Source organism: Bacillus sp. AF23 (assembly GCF_020861455.1).
GTDB classification, from domain to species: domain Bacteria; phylum Bacillota; class Bacilli; order Bacillales; family Bacillaceae; genus Bacillus; species Bacillus halotolerans.
Map to the genome: position 1 here is coordinate 99,484 of NZ_JAJHVY010000015.1, position 20,039 is coordinate 119,522.

Annotated in this window: 11 protein-coding genes and 1 tRNA gene; 9 read left to right on the plus strand and 3 right to left on the minus strand. The window is 44.1% G+C overall.

All coding sequences use genetic code 11. The annotated features are described in order from the left end of the window. The first annotated feature begins 12 nt into the window (after positions 1-12). Complete coding sequence (gene gltD, locus LNN34_RS06120) at positions 13-1,494, plus strand: glutamate synthase small subunit (RefSeq protein ID WP_044155668.1); 1,482 nt, start codon at positions 13-15, stop codon at positions 1,492-1,494. A 55-nt stretch (positions 1,495-1,549) separates the two neighbouring features. On the opposite strand, the gene LNN34_RS06125 is transcribed toward gltD, so the two are convergent. Then, the gene (locus LNN34_RS06125) at positions 1,550-2,539 is read right to left on the minus strand and encodes a zinc-binding dehydrogenase (protein WP_059352523.1); all 990 of its coding nucleotides are present in this window, start codon (positions 2,537-2,539) and stop codon (positions 1,550-1,552) included. A gap of 128 nt (positions 2,540-2,667) precedes the next feature. On the opposite strand from LNN34_RS06125, the gene LNN34_RS06130 reads away from it, so the two are divergent. Then, positions 2,668-3,537: a LysR family transcriptional regulator gene (locus LNN34_RS06130; protein WP_059336514.1), complete on the plus strand. Its 870-nt coding sequence runs from the start codon at positions 2,668-2,670 to the stop codon at positions 3,535-3,537. A 283-nt stretch (positions 3,538-3,820) separates the two neighbouring features. Here LNN34_RS06130 and ggt read toward each other — a convergent pair whose 3' ends face one another. Continuing rightward, the gene (gene ggt, locus LNN34_RS06135) at positions 3,821-5,584 is read right to left on the minus strand and encodes a gamma-glutamyltransferase (protein ID WP_229042993.1); all 1,764 of its coding nucleotides are present in this window, start codon (positions 5,582-5,584) and stop codon (positions 3,821-3,823) included. Between the two features lie 182 nt (positions 5,585-5,766). On the opposite strand from ggt, the gene LNN34_RS06140 reads away from it, so the two are divergent. The 3 genes from LNN34_RS06140 to LNN34_RS06150 all read left to right on the plus strand — a co-directional run bounded on the left by LNN34_RS06140 (position 5,767) and on the right by LNN34_RS06150 (position 6,985). Further along, on the plus strand, positions 5,767-5,997 hold the full coding sequence (locus tag LNN34_RS06140) for an excisionase family DNA-binding protein (protein ID WP_024121629.1): 231 nt from the start codon (positions 5,767-5,769) through the stop codon (positions 5,995-5,997). A gap of 315 nt (positions 5,998-6,312) precedes the next feature. Continuing rightward, positions 6,313-6,858, plus strand: a complete 546-nt coding sequence (locus LNN34_RS06145; protein WP_044155674.1) for a site-specific integrase — start codon at positions 6,313-6,315, stop codon at positions 6,856-6,858. Between the two features lie 54 nt (positions 6,859-6,912). Continuing rightward, positions 6,913-6,985: transfer RNA gene (locus LNN34_RS06150), tRNA-Arg, on the plus strand. Positions 6,986-7,072: 87 nt separating this feature from the next. On the opposite strand, the gene LNN34_RS06155 is transcribed toward LNN34_RS06150, so the two are convergent. Further along, entirely contained in the window at positions 7,073-7,618 is a 546-nt protein-coding gene (locus LNN34_RS06155) for an IseA DL-endopeptidase inhibitor family protein (RefSeq protein ID WP_229042994.1), read from the minus strand. 288 nt (positions 7,619-7,906) lie between these two features. Here LNN34_RS06155 and LNN34_RS06160 point away from each other — a divergent pair, with 288 nt between their 5' ends. The 4 genes from LNN34_RS06160 to fenC all read left to right on the plus strand — a co-directional run bounded on the left by LNN34_RS06160 (position 7,907) and on the right by fenC (position 20,030). After that, the gene (locus LNN34_RS06160; protein ID WP_059336512.1) at positions 7,907-9,298 is read left to right on the plus strand and encodes an MATE family efflux transporter; all 1,392 of its coding nucleotides are present in this window, start codon (positions 7,907-7,909) and stop codon (positions 9,296-9,298) included. A 139-nt stretch (positions 9,299-9,437) separates the two neighbouring features. After that, on the plus strand, positions 9,438-10,412 hold the full coding sequence (gene galM / locus LNN34_RS06165; RefSeq protein ID WP_229042995.1) for an aldose 1-epimerase: 975 nt from the start codon (positions 9,438-9,440) through the stop codon (positions 10,410-10,412). A gap of 26 nt (positions 10,413-10,438) precedes the next feature. Continuing rightward, entirely contained in the window at positions 10,439-11,914 is a 1,476-nt protein-coding gene (gene dacB, locus LNN34_RS06170; protein WP_229042996.1) for a D-alanyl-D-alanine carboxypeptidase/D-alanyl-D-alanine-endopeptidase, read from the plus strand. Between the two features lie 433 nt (positions 11,915-12,347). Continuing rightward, positions 12,348-20,030 (plus strand): fengycin non-ribosomal peptide synthetase FenC, encoded by a 7,683-nt coding sequence (gene fenC, locus LNN34_RS06175; protein WP_229042997.1) that lies wholly within the window; start codon positions 12,348-12,350, stop codon positions 20,028-20,030. Positions 20,031-20,039 lie beyond the last annotated feature (9 nt).

Below are 20,039 nucleotides of genomic sequence, written 5' to 3' on the forward strand. Positions count from 1 at the left end.
GGGGAGAGGAACATGGGGAAACCAACTGGATTTATGGAAATCAAACGAGAAAAACCAGCTGAGCGAGACCCTCTCACTCGCTTAAAGGACTGGAAGGAATATTCTGCTCCTTTTTCAGAAGAAGCGTCGAAACGGCAGGGGGCGCGGTGTATGGATTGCGGTACACCGTTTTGCCAGATCGGTGCCGACATTAACGGATTTACATCCGGCTGTCCGATTTACAACTTAATTCCTGAATGGAACGATCTTGTCTACCGAGGCAGATGGAAAGAAGCATTAGAACGGCTTGTAAAAACAAACAACTTTCCTGAATTCACAGGGCGGGTTTGTCCCGCTCCTTGTGAAGGGTCATGTACACTAGCGATTTCCGACCCGGCCGTATCGATTAAGAATATTGAACGGACCATTATTGATAAAGGGTTTGAGAATGGCTGGATTCAGCCTAGAATACCGAAAAAACGAACAGGCAAAAAAGTTGCCATCGTTGGGTCGGGTCCAGCCGGACTTGCGAGTGCTGACCAGCTGAACCAAGCTGGACATTCTGTCACTGTATTTGAACGCGCAGACAGAGCGGGCGGACTTTTAACTTACGGCATTCCAAACATGAAACTTGAAAAAGGAATTGTCGAACGCCGTATTAAGTTGCTGACGCAAGAAGGAATCGATTTTGTTACAAATACGGAAATTGGCGTTGATATAACGGCCGATGAGCTGAAAGAGCAATTTGATTCCGTAATCCTTTGCACAGGTGCTCAAAAACAGCGGGATCTGTTAATCGAGGGGCGCGAATCAAAAGGTGTTCACTACGCGATGGATTACTTGACGCTTGCTACAAAAAGCTATTTAGATTCTAACTTTAAAGACAAGCGATTCATTGATGCGAAGGGGAAAGATGTTATCGTGATCGGAGGCGGAGACACAGGAGCTGACTGTGTGGCTACCGCTTTGCGCCAAAAAGCCAAAAGTGTGCACCAATTCGGCAAACACCCGAAACTTCCTCCGGCTCGCACGAATGATAATATGTGGCCTGAACAGCCGCACGTCTTTACGCTTGAATATGCATATGAAGAAGCAGAAGCAAAATTCGGAAGAGACCCGAGAGAATATTCGATCCAAACAAAAAAATTGGTTGCCGATAAAAACGGCAAATTGAAAGAGCTCCATACGATTCAAATGGAGAAAGTGAAAAATGAGCATGGAAAATACGAGTTCCGCGAGCTGCCTGGAACTGAAAAAGTATGGCCTGCTCAGCTCGTCTTTATCGCTATCGGCTTTGAAGGCACAGAACAGCCGCTTTTAAAACAATTTGGTGTTGATTCTAATAACAACAAAATCAGCGCAGCATATGGGGATTATAAAACAAATATCGATGGTGTTTTCGCCGCAGGGGATGCAAGAAGAGGCCAAAGTTTAATCGTATGGGCAATTAATGAAGGCCGTGAAGTGGCGCGTGAAGTTGACCGATATTTGATGGGGAGTTCAGTTCTGCCGTAAATAAAGGGGATTATATAAAAAAAGAAACCGGACTGTTTGTCAGCCGGTTTCTTTTTTAATCTATTGTGATCCCGATGTTCCCAAACTGGCTGCCTTCCTGCATTCTGGTATATGCTTCATGTGCTTGTTCTATAGGATATGTCCGGTCAAGCACGGGCCGAAGTTTATGTTTTTCCATGAAATGCAGCATTTTATGAAATTCATCACTGCTACCCATCGACGTTCCCAATATATTGATTTGCGGAAAGAATAAAGAACGCAGCGGAAAACTGAGATTATCACCCGAACTTGCACCAAAGCTGACAATACGGCCATTCGGTTTAACATGATCAAAGTATTCTGAAAAGAGGGCCGGTCCTATGCTATCGAGAATGACATCAGCTTTTTGTCCTTGAAGATGTTCAGACCAATTGCTGTAACTGTCAAAAGCGTGGTCAGCACCTAATTGTATTGCTCTTTTTCTTTTTTCCTCGCTTCGAGAAGTTACGCTTACAGTTGCTCCAATCGCTTTAGCCATTACTAGCGCGTAGGTTGCAACGCCGCTTCCAATTCCGGGTATCAAAATATGCTCGCCTTTTTTTAATTGGGCCTTTGTAAAAAGTGCTCGATATGCGGTCAGAGCTGATAATGGCAACACGCCTGCTTCCTCCCAGGATAGATAAGAAGGTTTTTTTACTGCGTTTTGTGAAGGAATGATCACATATTCAGCAAGTGTTCCGTTTGAAGGGCCTCCCAAAATATCCGGAACAGGAGGTACATCATCTGTTACTTTCCAATTCAAAGTCGGTAAAATCACCACTTCTGTTTGAACAGCCAGATCATCTACACCTTCACCGACCGCTTCAATAATGCCAGCACCGTCAGAGCCCAGAATAAACTCAGGATCTTGTTCAGTTTTATTTTTCATGAGAAACAGGTCCCGGTGATTTAATCCCGCCGTTTTCAACTTGACTTTCACTTCTCCGTATCCGGGATTTTGAGAAGAGAGGTCCTGATACGCTAACCCCCGAAGTCCGCTTTTTCCGTTATGAATAACCGCTTTCATGCCGTCTGCCTCCTATATTCCTCGTAATCTATGATCTTCACATATTTTACACAGCGGTTTTCTTCAAGTAAAATGAACAAAAATGATTGCCGGTATCACTTTTAATCATAGCAAGAAGGTGACAGCGTGTGGAAAGCGGAGAATTAAAGATATTCCGGGCTGTTGCCCGTGAAGGAAGTATAACAAAAGCAGCCCGGCAGCTGAATTATGTTCAATCTAATGTAACAGCCAGAATCCATAAGCTTGAGACAGATCTGAATATCAAGTTATTTCACCGGACAAATCGTGGAATGAAGTTAACGGCTGCAGGGCAAAACCTATTACAATACGCAGATCAAGTTTTATCATTATTAGACGAAGCTGAGAAATCAGCGCAGTTAAGTCAGCATCCGAAAGGGCCGTTGCGGCTTGGAGCATTGGAAACAACAGCGGTCACTCACCTGCCTGAACATGCAGCTTCATTCCTTAGACGTTTTCCTGAAGTTGATTTATCAGTGAACACAGGTGATACGCACAGCTTGGTTCAGCAAGTTCTAGATCATAAGGTGGATGGCGCTTTTGTGTACGGTCCTGTTGAATACATGGATATCAAACAAATTCCTGTTTCCCATGAGGAATTGGTGTTGATTTCACCGGAGGAAGGGGCAATAGAGGACATGCTTCGGCTGCCGATGCTCTTTTTTGGAACCGGCTGCTCTCATCGAGATAGGGTCAAAAGATTATTGGAGGAAGCCGGTATTCAACAGCAAAAAATTATAGAATTTGGCACATTGGAAGCCGTTATCAGAGGAGTTTCCGCTGGTTTGGGAACGGCGCTGCTGCCAAAGTCGGCCATTGCCTGCTCTGTCCATCGCCAAAGGGTGTACGTTCACCAGCTTCCCGCATCATATCAGGATATGACGATCGTGTTTATTTACAGAAAAGACTTTTTTATGACCAGTGCATTTCAGCGGTTTATTGCAGAATTGAACGAAACCAAATTTATCCCATCAGTCTAATCAAGAAGAGAAGATTCAACAATAGCAGAGGGGATGAGGGATAGATTTTTGTTTTCGTAAGCTGGAGAGACTGTTTTCAAAAAAACAAAGAAGCTTTAAGGTCTATGAATTGATTAGCTGATCAAACCTTTATGTGTTTCGAATTGTTATCTGGCACATGTCTGGATGTTATATTGAAAGGTATTCGTACCGACCGTTAAGGAGTATGCGAGGACCATAGGCAAGATTAATCGTTCACAGCAAAAAAACTGTACTCGGCAAAAATGAGTACAGTTTTTCTTTTTTATTTATGTTTTAAATTAATTCCGATTGCTGCGCCGTTTCTGCTTGAATCGGCTACTCCTTTGAAGGTGCCGTTTTCACGGTCGATAAAAATGCTTTGCACGTTTCCGATGTCCACTGGACTTGTGCCGAATTTATGGCCTATGTCTTTTAATTTGCTGAGTACATCCTCTGGAACTCCGTCTTCGTATCTGTAGGAGCTCATACTGTTTGTGTAAATTCTCGGCTCTTCAACCGCTGCTTTTAACTCCATTCCATATTCTATATTATAGAGGATGGTTTGCAGCACGGAAGAAATAATCGTTGCCCCTCCAGGAGATCCGACGGTGAGAACTGGTTTGTCATCTTTAAACAAAATCGTCGGCGTCATGCTGCTTAACGGCCGTTTGTTCGGCTGAACTTCGTTGGCTCCGCCTGGAACCGCATCAAAATCTGTTAGTTCATTGTTTAAAATGACGCCGTAATCAGGAACCATAATGCCTGTTCCAAACAGCTGTTCAATTGTTGTGGTATAGGAAACAACATTGCCCCAGCGGTCCGCGACGGTAAAGTGTGTCGTTTGGCCGTCTACTTTATCATTCGGCTGTTCGACTTGCTTATAGTTTGCGGTTCCTTCTTCGTATTTCCAAGGATCACCGGCTTTTGGTTTTTTGTTGACTTCATCTAAACTGATTAATTGCTGGCGCTCTTTTATATAGTCGGGGTGAAGCAAACCTTTGAGAGGAACATTTACAAATTCGGGATCGCCTGCATAAGCCGCGCGGTCAGCGTAAGACAAATGCATGGTTTCAGCGAGCAGATGGTATTTTTCCCATGAGCGGATATCATATTGTGAAAGGTTAAAATCATCGAGAATGTTCAGCATTTGCAGCAAAAACACGCCGCCAGAGCTTGGAGGAGGAGTCGTTGCGATTTGATAGCCTTGATATTCTCCCCAAATTGGTTCGTCAATTGTAATGTCATAATTTTCTAAATCTTCTTCGGTCATTGATCCCCCAAAATCCTGAACAGTGTCAGAAAGGGCTTTGGCAAATCTGCCTTCGTAAAAGGCGTCTATGCCTTTCGAACGAATGAGCTTAAAGGTTTTGGCCAGATCTTTTTGAATGAGCGTATCGCCTTCTTTAAGCGGCTCGCCATTCGGCAGAAATACATCCTTAGCGGCAGTCCGTGATAATTTTTCCTGATAATCAGAAATCGCATCTGCTAACACTGAATCAATCGGAAAGCCTTTATCAGCGAGTTTAATAGAGGGGGAAATTAATTGTTTCATCGAACGGGTTCCCCATTTATCCAAGGCTTTTTCCAGCCCTTTCAGTGTACCCGGAACACCAACGGCAGTACCTTTTGTGACACGTTCGGAGAAGGGTATCGCTTTGCCGTTTTCATCGAGAAACATATCCGGAGTTGCGCCTGCGGGAGCGCGTTCACGGCTGTCAATGATCGTCGTATCTCTTGTTTTTCCGTCATACACCATCATAAAACCGCCGCCGCCAATACCTGACATCATCGGTTCTGTGACATTAAGCGCAAACTGAATGGCAACCGCCGCGTCAATGGCATTTCCGCCTTTTTTCAGGACGTCAGCTCCGATCTCTGAAGCAAGAGGATGCGCAGTTGCAACCATTCCGTCTTTGCCTACATCTACTTGTTTGTACTCGTCATAGCCTTTGGGCGGCTTTTTAGCTTCCGCGTGAAATGGAGCACTTCCAGCGACTAACAGAACACTAAGCAGGGCTGCTAAACAGACGTTCCACGTTTTTTTCATGTTTTCCCTCCTATTAAGCTGTTATGTTACAATCTTAGCGTAAAAAAAATACAGCGGTTTCACAAGTGACAAATGGTATATAATCTTTATCATCCGGCCTTATTTCTGTGTGAAATTGATTATATTGGGGTAAGTCATGTGCTATAGTAGAAACAGCATACGGATTAAGAAAGGAATGCTATATGTATTTAACGATTAAAGAAACAGCAGAATATGCAAATCTTTCAGAGGATTATATTAAAAGTTTGGTGCTCGAAGGAAAAATCAGGGCCGTTCATGACGGTGAGCAATTTTTGATTTATAAGGGACAGTTCAAAACGCATCTCGAACAGCTGGAAAATTACAAAGCGCTCGTGCAAGAAATATTAAATGAACCGATCCCCGAAGATATTGATGTAAAGGATGAGGATTAGGACACAATTTGAAATTGTGTCTTTTTTTGCATCTTTTTTTGAGAGCATCTCGAAAAGAAAAGCGTCATATTGCGTTTTAAGAGCTTTTTCGGGAAGGGTTAGAATGATTTGTCTCAGGAGTCGAAAAAGCTTTATATGAGCCTGTAAATGTCATTTCAGAAGATAGGGCGTTTCAAGAGATCTTTTTTCTACTTATGTAACACTATGTATATTATGTTACATAAATGCCTCCGAACTTTGACATTCAACGTTTTTCCGCTATAATAGTAACATAGACCTCAAAACGTTACATAATGGTTTTTAAGGAGTTTTTTGATGCATATTGTACAGCCGATCCGCAGTTTAGAGAAAATTCAAGATGTGAAACAGTATTTACGCAGCAAAAACAAGCGTGATTATTTTTTATTTATTTTCGGCATTAACAGCGCGCTCCGAATTTCTGATATTTTGCCGCTTCAAGTGAAAGATGTCAGAAATAAAGACCATTTATGGGCGACTGAAAGCAAAACAAAAAAGAAAAGGAAGATTCTCATTTTAGAATCTTTGAAAGCAGAAATATACGAGTATACGAAAGACATGAAAGAAAATGAATATCTCTTTAAATCTGTCCGAACCAGAAAGCCAATTTCACGCATTCAGGCATACAGAATTTTAAGAGAGGCAGCCGAAGCGTGCGGACTTGAGGAAATAGGGACCCATACGCTCCGGAAAACATTTGGCTATCATTTCTACCAGCGGACAAAAGATATCGCTGAGCTGCAGAGGATTCTTAATCATTCATCACCTTCAATTACAATGCGTTATATTGGAATCGATGAAGATACAACAAGAGCTGCTTATAAGGTATTTGGAGGGCTGTAAATCAAATCGCTTGAAAATCGTGACAATCGGAGCTACTATATAGATATTAAAAATGCTCTAGTAGCACAGCGGATAGTGCAGCAGTTTCCTAAACTGCAGGTCGGGAGTTCGAATCTCTCCTAGAGCGTAATAAAACAAAAGGGCAATGGACGATACGTCCGTTGCTTTTTTATGCTGAACATAAAAAACGCCCGAGAAAAACGGGCGTTTTTTCTTATATAACTGCGTCAAAGCGATTTACTTTCCACTTTTTATTCTCTTTTACAAATGTCACTTTCCGTTTTGCTGAAGGTGATCCGTCCAAAGTAGGAACGGTAAATTCATATGTGACTGTACCGCCTTTTTTAGAAATGAGTTTAGCGGTTGATTTTTTCCAATTTAAGAGATTGTCTCCGTCACCGACCGGAACAGCCAGTTTTCCTTTTGAGACAACGAAATGATAGTCTTTAAAGCCTTTTTCAATCGCTGTTTTTGAGAAAATAGGTGTTAAGTAATTCACAGCTTTTTCTTTTGTACCAAGGTCACTGCACATGTATACGTACTGAAGGTTTTGATGCTCGAATGTGCCTGATGGGCAAACTGCTTTTTTCGCTTTTGGATTGTGTCCGCTCATTGTAGTCCAAAAATGCTCTCTTGCTGTTAGTGCCAGCTGCAATGCTTGTTTTTGTGATAAATCCCCGGATGTGTTTTTCGCAAATGCATTTGTGTTTAATGACAGAATAAGTGCAATAGTGGTTAGAAATAGAAGATATTTTTTCAATGTGGCTCTCTCCTTTAAAATCTCTTTCTCTTATGTTACAAATGTTACAATAGTTACGTTTAGATTACAATACTTTTGCATAAATTATTTTTTATTCTTTCATCTCACCAAAAGACTATGCTGTATCGCACTAGTTTATTCTGGCAGATTGAAAAATGTGTAAAAATAGGAGAATCGGGAAGGGTTTTATAAGTACTGTGGTGAATAGATACATGTTGCATGTCGTGTTCATTTCAAAAGAAACGGGAGCACGTTAGTGAAACGAGTTTAAATAAAGGAGTCATTCATATGGAAACATTACAAGAAAATCCCGTATCTAAGAAGAAAAGCAATCCATCTGTTTGGCGGTCAATGTCACTATTTTTAGTACCGCTTCTTCTGAGCAATGTGCTGCAATCAGTGGGCCAATTAGTCGGGATGGTCGCTGTGGGCAGATGGCTTGGCGTAGATGCGCTTGCAGCTGTCTCATCCTTTTTCCCGCTGTTTTTTCTTCTCATTTCATTTACGATCGGCATCGGTTCCGGCAGTTCCATTCTTATCGGGCAAGCCTATGGGGCAAAAAATGAGGAACGGTTAAAGGCCGTTGTCGGAACAACGCTGACATTCACCTTTTTATTAGGAATTGTGTTAGCTGTGATCGGCAGTATATTCACCTTAGATATTCTGCGTCTCATGGGCACGCCGGAAAATGTAATTCATGTCAGTGTCAGCTATGCGCGTATCTTATTTTGCGCAATGCCGTTTATGTTTTTATATTTTGCTTATACCACATTCTTGCGGGGGACAGGAGATTCTAAGACACCTTTTTATACATTGATTGTAAGCACAGTCATCAATATAGCACTTTTACCGATCTTAATTCTCGGTATGTTCGGCTTGCCGAAGCTGGGCATTTACGGCTCTGCTTACGCAACCGTTATTTCTACAATTGTGACCTTTATCGTATTGTTGGTGTATCTGCGGAAAACGAAACACCCGCTGCAATTTGATAAGACAGTGCGGCGTTATTTGAAAATGGATAAGGAACTGCTGGCGCTTCTGCTGCGTCTTGGTATTCCGTCAAGCATTAACATGATTCTCGTCTCACTATCGGAAATAGCGGTCATTTCATTCGTCAATCATTATGGCTCTGATGCAACCGCAGCATATGGCGTGGTCAATCAGGTAGCCAGCTATGTGCAAATGCCGGCTGTCAGTCTGGGGATCGCGGTGTCTATTTTCGCCGCTCAATCTATTGGAGCGAATGAGTTTGACCGGTTAAAGCAAGTCATTCGGGTCGGCATTTGGCTGAATTATATCATTGGCGGTGTGCTGATCCTCCTTATCTATCTTTTTGCACATCAGATTTTAGCATTATTTTTGACCGAGAAAGATACCCTTTACATTGCACACAGGCTTTTGATGATTACGTTATGGAGCTATTTGCTGTTTGGGAATGCCCAAATTATTTCTGCGACGATGCGTGCAAGCGGAACGGTTTTATGGCCGACCCTCATCAGTATTTTCGCCATCTGGGGAATCGAAGTGCCGGTCGCGTTTGTTCTGTCTCACTATACAAATCTTGAAATACTCGGCATTTGGGTAGGCTATCCGGCAGCATTTGCCGTGAGTTTGCTTTTGATTTACGGGTATTATCAATTCATTTGGAAAAAGAAGCAGATTACACGTCTGATTCAATAAACTCCAAGAGAACACCGTTCATTTTGAATGGTGTTTTTTGTTTACTTAAAGACTAAAGGGAAAACATAAAATGGAGGAAATAGTGCACACTGAATTGAATTCATATATAAGCATTGAATTAAGGAGAGGTTGAGTACACATGACAAATTATATTGAAAAGATGACGTATTTAGGAACACCAGCTGTCAAAGCGGGTAATGAGCATTTGGAAATAATAGTCGTGCCTGAGTGGGGCAGCAACGTCATTTCTCTCGTAGACAAAGAAACAAAGATGCACCTTTTACGAGAACCGGAAACAACTGAAAGCTTTCATGACACACCTACATTGTATGGAATTCCCATTTTGTTTCCGCCTAACCGCATAAGTGACGGAACGTTCACCTTCCGGGGCAGAACGTATCATTTTGATATCAATGAAAAGGATAAACACCATCACCTTCACGGCTTTCTCTATGACACAAAGTGGGACATCATAACAATGAAACAAACAGACGAAGAAGTGATCATAGAAACTGAAATTGATCTTTCGGAGATTCCCCATGTTTATAAACAATTTCCGCATCATGCTGTTGTACGGATGACATACATTTTAATAGATAACACTCTTTATAAGCATGCCACGATCATGAATAAAGGGAAGGATGCATTTCCTTGGGGGCTTGGTTATCATACGACCTTCGTTTTCCCGGAAGAGAGCTCTTTATTTTCTCTTACTGCTGATCAGCAATGGGAATTGGATGAACGTTTATTGCCGACCGGAAAGCTGATTGATATACCGAATCAGGAAGCTTTGCACGAAGGAATGCTCTTACGGCAGCAGCTTGATGATGTCTTTTTATCTTCTTATCAGAAGAGAGGGGGAGAAAATCAGGCTGTCATTTACCATCAGCATGCACACCTGAATATGATCTACAAGGCGGATGAACAATTTAAGCATTGGGTTGTGTATAATGCAGATGGAACACAAGGGTATTTGTGCCCGGAGCCTTATACATGGGTGACAAACGCAGTTAACCTTGATCTCTCTTCGTCACTCACCGGCTTACAAGTGTTAGAGCCTGGTGAAGAGAAGACAGTAAAAAGCAGCATCACGATTGAGCGTAATCATCGTTAGCCATTCAGGAGAGGCGGGATAAGAAAATGAGAAAAAGCATGAAGCTTTATTTTGTAATATTGCTGCTTTTCATCTTTGCTTCCATTCCATATATGCATCATGCTGCACATGCGGCTGAAGAACAGGATACACTTGCCGGGCAGATTGAAACCATTTTAGCCAATGAACCTGCTTTAAAAGGCGCAATGGCCGGCATTACTGTCCGTTCTGCAGAAACAGGCGACGTCATATATGACCATTTAGGGGATGTCCGGATGAGACCCGCCTCTTCTTTGAAGCTTTTTACAGCCGCCGCGGCACTTTCTGTTCTCGGTGAGGATTTTTCTTTCACAACAGAAGTGCGGACAGACGGCCGCCTCAAAGGACAAAAGCTGAATGGCAACCTTTATCTGAAAGGAAAAGGAGATCCGACACTTTTACCAGCTGATTTTGATCAAATGGCCGAAAAGCTGAAAAAATCCGGCATCAAGTCCATAAAAGGCAATCTTGTCGCCGATGACTCATGGTATGATCATATCCGCTATTCGCCTGATTTGCCATGGAGTGATGAGTACACTTATTACGGCGCGCAAATTTCCGCACTGACAGCGTCTCCAAATGAGGACTATGATGCAGGCACTGTGATAGTAGAAGCCAGTCCGGGAAAGAAAGAAGGACAAAAGCCAGCAATATCAGTGTCACCAAAAACGGATTATGTAGCGATTGAGAATGAGGCGAAAACAGTTGATGCGGGAAAAAAGAAAGATCTTTCTATCGAAAGAGAACATGGAACCAACACTATTACGATTAAAGGGAGCATACCGGTTGATGCGAGCAAAACAAAAGAGTGGATTTCCGTCTGGGAGCCGGCAGGATATGCTTTAGATTTATTTAAGCAGGCTCTTAAAAAACAAGGCATAACAGTAAAAGGGAAAATCATAATGGGCACAGCGCCCGACTCTTCAGACGTACTGGCCACTCATCACTCAATGCCTTTGTCAAAGCTATTTCTTCCTTTTATGAAATTAAGCAATAACGGACACGCCGAGGTACTTGTAAAAGAGATGGGGAAAGCGGAAAAAGGAGAGGGCAGCTGGGAAAAAGGGCTTGAAGTGCTAAACAGTACGCTTCCGAATTTCAGCGTTGATCCCAAAACACTTATTTTGAGGGATGGTTCGGGGGTCTCTCATATCAACGCCGTATCATCAGACCAAATCACAAAGCTGTTATATGACATTCAAGATGAAAAGTGGTTTCAACCTTATCTGCATGCTCTGCCGGAAGCGGGGAACAGTGACAGACTGGTAGGCGGGACGCTAAGAAACCGCATGAAAGACACCCCGGCAGAAGGAAAGATAAGGGCAAAGACCGGGTCGTTAAGCACTGTCAGCTCTCTGTCTGGCTATGCAGAAACAAAGAGCGGAAAAACGCTTGTTTTCTCTATTCTTCTAAACGGTTTGATTGATGACTCGGATGGCAAAGACATTGAGGATCACATTGCAGTTATTTTGGCAAATCAATAAAAACGCTAAACCTGTTTTCGTGGAAAACAGGTTTTTTTATGTTTCTTTTTACATTATCGCGCTTGTTTTTAAAACATTCAGCTAAATATTGTAGAAATGTAACCTGATACTGAGGCGGAGAATATCTTATAAACGGTCCAACACTATCCTCATATGAAATTAAATAAACGAAGAAAAAATCTAGTGATGAAGAACTATCAAAAATCAATGCTTTCATAACTTTACATTCGAAATCCTAATAAAATTAATCAAGAAAAATAAATAATTAATACTATATTCAAAAAAATGTTATAAAAATTTTATATTTTTTATTGTACTTTAAAAAAATTCGGTTAATATAATGCATATATGGATTATATAGTCATATAATTTCTTTTTATTGTAATTATTTCAGTTTCTTATCCTCTTATAAATTAGAATTGGAGGGAATTCGTTGAAAGAAAATACTTATGGTTTAACTCATGCCCAAAGGAGAGTTTGGTTTACTGAACTGTTGGAGCCTGGTACAAGCATCTGTAATCTGACCGCCTGTGTAAAATTCAGGGGTGATGTTGATCTTGATGCTCTTCAGCTGGCTCTGAACCTTTCAATCTCCCGTAATGATGCAATCAGGTTCCAGCTGACAGAAGGAATTGAATCGGAGTCAGAGCCTCGTCTGTATCTTGCAGAATACAAAGGATTATCACTTGAAATAATAGATTTTACAAATGCTGAAATGACAGAAACAGAGCAATGGATTCATGATCAAGCCAGAATTCCGTTTAAGCTGCTTGATTCGCCTCTGTATCAATTTTATCTCCTTAGAATCCATCCTCATGAGATTTGGTTATATGCGAAATTCCATCATATTATCATGGACGGCATCTCTTTAAATTTGATGGGAAATCAAATTATTGATCTGTATCAAAAAATCAAAAAAGGGGAGCCTGTACCCGATGAGCAAGAGCCTTCCTACATTAGCTACATAGAAAAAGAGAGGCAGTACTTACAATCTTCACGTTTTGAAAAAGACCATTTGTTTTGGACGCAAACCTACCAACAGCCTCCGGTATACCACTCACTAACCGGACAGAGCACTTCACAAAAGCAGAGTACCTCCGCATCGAGAGATACTATCACACTTTCACCTTACCTAGCACATACCATCCAAGCTTTTTGCGAAGAACAGAAAATCAGTATGATTTCCTTATTTATGGCTTCATTTTACATATGTATCAGCCGCATCACCTCTAAAACGGACCTTGCGATCGGAACCTACTATGGAAACAGGGGGTCAAAGGCGGAGAAAGAAATGCTTGGCATGTTTGTCAGTTCTCTTCCAATCAGAAAAACGGTTGATTCTGACGCCGATTTTCTTTCCTTTGCACGCAGTGTCGGCAGAGAACAGCTTTCAGTCATGCGCCACCAAAGATTTCCTTATAATTTGCTGGTGAATGAATTAAGAAAAGAACATAAGGATTTACACAACCTGATCGGTATATCAATGCAGTACCATCCGCTTCAGTGGCAAAAAGCGGATGATTTGAACTATGAGACGGCGCTTTATTTCAGCGGATACACCGCGAATGAGCTTTCTGTTCAAATACAGGAGCGGATAGATACTGGAGCCATTCAATTAAATTTCGACTATCAAAATACCTTATTTTCTCTTGAGGACATTAAACGGATTCAGCACCACCTGCTTACGTTGCTGGAAAACGCACTTCAAAATCCGCATAGTACTATAAAAGAATTAGATATGGCAGAAAAACGTGAGAAAGAAAAAGTTTTGTATGAGTTTAACAGAACGAAAGCTGTTTCGCCTGTAGCTTCGACGCTGCACGGGCTGTTTGAACGTCAGGCGGCTTTGACGCCGGATCGGACGGCCTTACGCTTTTCTGGCGGCTCGCTGACTTACGCGCAGCTTGACATGTACGCCAACAGGCTGGCAGCGCGCCTTACGGCGCATGGTATCACAAAGGAAAGCATTGTCGGTGTTCTAAGCGAACGTTCGCCGGACATGCTGACAGCCGTTCTCGCCGTATTAAAGGCTGGCGGAGCTTATGTGCCGCTTGATCCTGTATATCCAGAGGAGCGGCTGAGCTATATGCTGAAAGACAGCGGGGCAGCATTGTTGCTGACGCAGCCGGGATTAAAGGCACCTGTTTTTTCCGGTAAGACACTGGAAGTGGATATGACGGCGCTTGTGAATGAAGAATCTGAATGTCACTCTCTTCATCAAGCAGACAGCGATTCTCTCGCCTATGTGATCTATACGTCGGGCTCCACTGGACGGCCGAAAGGGGTCGCCGTGGAGCACCGCCAGGCTGTTTCCTTTCTGACCGGCATGCAGATGCAGTTTCCTTTAGAGGAAGACGACATCATTATGATGAAAACGTCTTTTTCCTTTGATGCATCTGTCTGGCAGCTGTTTTGGTGGACGCTTTCAGGTGCTTCGGCCTATCTGCTTCCGTCCGGCTGGGAGAAAGACCCGGCATTGATGGTAAAAGCCATTCGGGAGGAAGGCGTTACAACGGCCCATTTTATTCCGGCCATGCTGAACAGCTTTTTGGATCAAGCGGAAATAGAGGCACCGAGAAGCCTGAAGCGTGTATTCGCCGGAGGTGAACCGCTTACTCCCCATACGGCAGCCCGATTCGCTTCTTTGCTGCCGGAGACATCGCTGGTTCACGGCTACGGGCCGACAGAAGCAACCGTTGATGCCGCATTTTACGCGTGTGATCCTGAGCTGGACAAGGATCGCTTACGCCTTCCGATCGGAAAACCCGTGCCTGGCGCGCGTCTGTATGTGCTAGATCCTCATTTAGCCGTACAGCCTGTCGGCGTAGCGGGAGAATTGTATATCGCCGGAGCCGGCGTCGCCAGAGGCTACTTGAATCGTCCGGAATTAACAGAAGAACGTTTTCTTGATGATCCATTTTATCCGGGAGAACACATGTACAAAACAGGGGATTTAGCACAATGGCTTCCAGATGGTCAGGTTGAATTCCTCGGCCGTCTGGATGACCAGGTGAAAATCCGCGGCTACCGGATTGAGCCGGGAGAAATTGAAGCGGCGCTCAGAAGCATTGAAGGTGTGCGGGAAGCGGCTGTGACCGTTCGTACAGAAAGCGGCGAGGCGGAATTATGTGCGTATGCGGAAGGACTCGGGAGAAATGAAGTGCGCAAGCAGCTTGAGACATTGCTTCCGGGCTATATGATTCCTGCTCATATCATCGAGATGGAACAATGGCCGGTTACCCCGAGCGGAAAGCTCGACCGAAAAGCGCTGCCTGCTCCTGGCGGAGCGGCAGATCGGGAAACCTACACAGCACCGAGAAATCTGACAGAGATGAAGCTTTCCCAGCTGTGGGAGGAAGTGCTGAAAAGCGGCCCTGTCGGCATTCACGACAACTTTTTTGACCGGGGCGGCCATTCCTTAAAAGCCACCGCGCTTGTCTCCCGGATCGCCAAGGAATTCGGCGTCCAAGTGCCGCTGAAGGATGTGTTTGCCCATCCGACAGTAGAAGGTTTGGCTTCTGTCATCAGCGAAGGAACGGAAAGTCCGTATGAAGCCATTAAGCCGGCTGAAAAACGCGAGACCTACCCGGTTTCCTCCGCCCAAAAGCGGATGTATGTGCTCCAGCAGCTGGAGGATGGGGGCACAGGCTACAATATGCCGGCAGTCTTGGAGCTGGAAGGAAAGCTGGATCTTACAAGAATGGAGGCCGTATTCAAAAAGCTGATCAAACGCCACGAGTCACTGCGCACGTCCTTTACAACGGACGCAGACGGCGAGCCTGTTCAGCGCATCCATGACGAAGTGCCGTTTACATTCCGCACCTCTGTGCTCGGCGGACAAACTGAACAGGAAGCCGCGGCAGCGTTTATCCAGCCGTTTGAACTCAGCCAAGCTCCGCTGTTCCGAGCGGGGGTCGTCAAGGTATCAGACGGGCGGCATCTATTACTGGTCGATATGCATCACATTATTTCAGACGGTGTGTCAGTCAATACGCTCATTCGGGAATTCGGGGAGCTGTACGCCAATCAAGAGCTACCTGCGCTTCACATTCAATATAAAGACTATGCCGTATGGCAGGAGGCCTTTAAAAAAGGAGACACGTACAAGACGCAGGAGGTGTACTGGCTGAAGCAGCTCGAAGGCGAGCTGCCCGTACTGGACCTGCCGGCTGATTACGCCCGGCCGCCTGTGCGAAGCTTCGCGGGTGATCAAGTCTCATTTACGCTTGATCAAGAACTTACAGCCGGACTTCACAAGCTCGCACGCGAGAACGGAAGCACCCTGTACATGGTGCTCCTGGCAGCTTACACAGCGTTATTGGCGCGCTTAAGCGGACAGGAAGACATCATCGTCGGGTCACCAATTGCCGGACGTCCTCACAAAGACCTTGAGCCGATACTTGGAATGTTCGTCAATACGCTGGCGCTTCGGACACGCCCGGAGGGCGGGAAGCCATTTGCGCAATTTTTGCAGGAAGTGCGCGAGACTGCATTGGAAGCTTACGAACATCAGGATTATCCGTTCGAAGAGCTTGTCGACAAGCTCGGCGTAACAAGGGATATGAGCCGAAATCCAGTGTTTGATGCGATGTTTATTCTTCAAAATATGGACAAACAAGACATTCATCTTGGAGACATAAAAGCCCGGCCTGCAAATGTCATTCATCAAATTTCTGTATTTGACATGACGTTGATGGCGGCTGAATCAGATGGAGTCATCAAATGTGACATGGAATTTAGTACCGACGTATTTATGAGAACGACAATTGAACGCTGGACAGCTCATTTTACTGAATTTTTGCGTGCTGCCACGTCAAATCCTAATACAACTCTTTCACAAGTGGATATACTCAGCGAAAAAGAAAAACAAAAGATTTTGATAGAACTCAACAAAACCCACGTTGAATGTTCTCAAACTGATACCGTTTTTCATCGCATGTTTGAAAAGAGGGCTGAAGAGACACCGGAGCATATTGCTGTTATTGACGGTGAAAAACAGATCAGCTATCGCCATCTCAACGAAAAAGCCAATCGTCTGGCGCGTACGCTGCAAGAAAAAGGAAAAGAGACGCAGCCAATCGTTGCTGTTTTAGCGGAGCGATCCATTGATGCTATTGTTGGCATTTTAGCTGTTATGAAAGCCGGCGGCGTGTATATTCCGATAGATTCTCATTATCCAAAAGCCCGGGTTGAATATCTTCTCAAAGACAGCGGGGCTGAAATTCTTCTTTTACAGAATGAAGTAAAGCATTTGATTGCAGGCTCAGATATAGGTGATATTTCTCGCGTCTGTCTTGATGATGAAAGTTTCTATGAAGCAAAAAGATGCAACCTTTCTTCATCTCCTGCCCCGGAGGACTCGGCATATATCATTTATACGTCAGGAACAACCGGTGCGCCTAAAGGCGTTATCGTTACGCACCGCAACTTTGCTCATGCTGTTCTTGCATGGCGGAGCATATATCAGCTCGATCAAATGCCTGTCAGGCTGCTTCAAATGGCGAGCTTTTCCTTTGATGTCTTTTCAGGAGACTTGGCGAGAACATTGGCCAACGGAGGGACTCTAGTCATTTGTCCTGATGAAACAAGGCTTGAACCTGCTGAATTATATGCATTGATGAACCGCCAGCGTATCACGATCATGGAGTCAACACCGGCACTCATTGTCCCATTTATGGAATATGTTTACCGCAACCAGCTTAGTCTTCCTGACTTAGACATCCTTATTCTTGGTTCGGATATGGTGAAAGCCCATGATTTCAAAACACTGGCGGACCGTTTCGGAAACAAAATGCGCTTAATCAATAGTTACGGGGTCACAGAGGCCACGATCGATTCAAGTTACTATGAAATGAATATGGGTGAAGAGTATTCGGGAGACAGCGTACCGATCGGCATCCCGCTTCCCAATGTAAAACTGTACGTACTCAGCCAGACTGACCAAATACAGCCGATCGGTATTGCCGGCGAGCTTTGTATCGGCGGAGCCGGCGTTGCCAAGGGCTATCACGGAAAATTTGAATTAACGGAAAAGAAATTTACAGAAAATCCATTTGTGCCCGGAGAAAGACTGTACAGAACAGGGGATCTGGCTTGCTGGCTTCCAAACGGCACTCTCAGGCTTCTTGGCCGGATAGATCATCAAGTAAAAATAAACGGGTACAGAATCGAAACAGAAGAAATTGAAAGTGTGCTCCTCCAAACCGGACTTGTCAATGAAGCGGTTGTTGCGGTTCAAAATGATACGAATGGACAGGCTCGTTTGGCAGCGTATATTCTGCCTTCCGATGCCGATACAACGGCTCTCCGCGGTGCTTTATCAAAAATGCTGCCGGCATATATGGTTCCTGCGCATATCATTCCTTTGGAAACTATGCCGCTGACATTAAACGGGAAGCTGGACAGAAGAGCCTTACCGGCACCAAATGAAGCTGTCTCGCGGCCGTATACTGCACCGGTCAACGAATTGCAGGGAATGACAGCGCAGATATGGGAGGACGTGCTGAGCGTGTCTCGAGTTGGCATTCACGACTCCTTTTTTGAGCTCGGAGGAGACTCTATTAAAGCACTGCAAGTGTCCGCCCGGCTGGCAGCTGAAGGCTGGAGCATGACTATACAAGATTTATTCCGTTATCCAACAGTTCATGAGCTGAGCGGCCATATCACTCCATTGATATCTCAGGCAGAACAGAGGCCTATCGAAGGTGAAGCGGATCTCACACCGATTCAGAGCAGATTTTTTGATCATCGTCATGCTTTTCGTGATCATTACAACCAATCGGTCATGCTTTTCAGCGAAAAGGGGTTTCATGCTGACGCGCTTCGACAAGCGCTGCGCAAATTGACTGAGCATCATGACGCGCTTCGCATGGTGTTTACACAGGATCATACCGGGCGTGTCGTTCAGTACAATCGCGGTATTCAGATTACTGAAAATGAACTGTTCGGATTTCATCTAGCGGATTGGACAAAAGAACAGGCAAAAGGCACACTCTTGAAAGAAAAATTTGCTGCTGAGGAAATCGTGCTTCAAAGCAATATGAATGTAAAAGAAGGACCTTTGCTGCAAGCAGGATTGTTTAAAACGAGAGAGGGAGACCATTTGCTGATTACGATCCACCATCTCGCTGTAGATGGCGTTTCTTGGAGGATTCTGCTTGAAGATTTAGCTGCAGCCTACCAACAGTCTTTGGAGCAAACAGAGATCAAACTGCCGCCGAAAAGCGATTCTTATTTATCATATGCCAACGGTCTGGCACAGATAGCCGGGAGCCGGCAATTGTTATCAGAAATAACATATTGGCAAACGATTTTGGATGCTCATAACGTTTTTCTGCCTAAGGACATGGCTGAGTCGGACAGGCATCAAAGCAGTGCTGAAACAGCTGCATTTGTATTAGCCAGTGACTGGACTAAAAAACTGCTGTTTGAAACGCAGCAAGCCTATGGTACTGATGCCAACGAACTTTTGCTGACCGCTTTAGGAATGGCGCTTTATGAATGGAGCGGACACGAACAAATTGTGATCAGCGCTGAGGGCCATGGAAGAGAAGGACATGTTCCGAATATTGATATTTCACGAACAGTAGGTTGGTTCACTTCTATTTATCCTATCCTTCTGGACATGAGTGCACCGCATTCATCTGAAGATCAGCTCGGTTACAGAATCAAAGCGACAAAGGACAGACTGAGAAGAGTGCCGCATAAGGGATCGGGCTACGGCTTATTAGTACAAAAGGGAGCCATACAGCATAAAGAGCCTGAGATCAGCTTCAATTATCTTGGACAATTCAGCGAAGGTGAGGGTTCTGATTTGTTTCAACTGTCTTCTTATCAGCCTCGTTACGAAATAGCGGGGGAGAGAGAAAGAGAGTACGAGCTCGATATTAATGCTCTGATAACAGACGGACGCCTGCAAGTCAAAGCAGTATACACCCGGGTGTTCCACGAAAACACAATTCAGTGTTTGATGGACAGCTTTCACAGTCATCTTATTGAGATCATTGAGCATTGTACAAAGAAAAAAGAACGAGAAAAAACGCTGAGCGATTTCAGCAACAAAGAACTAACGCCATCCGCATTATCTAGCATCGAAAATCTCGTTAAAGATCTTTAACTTTTGGAA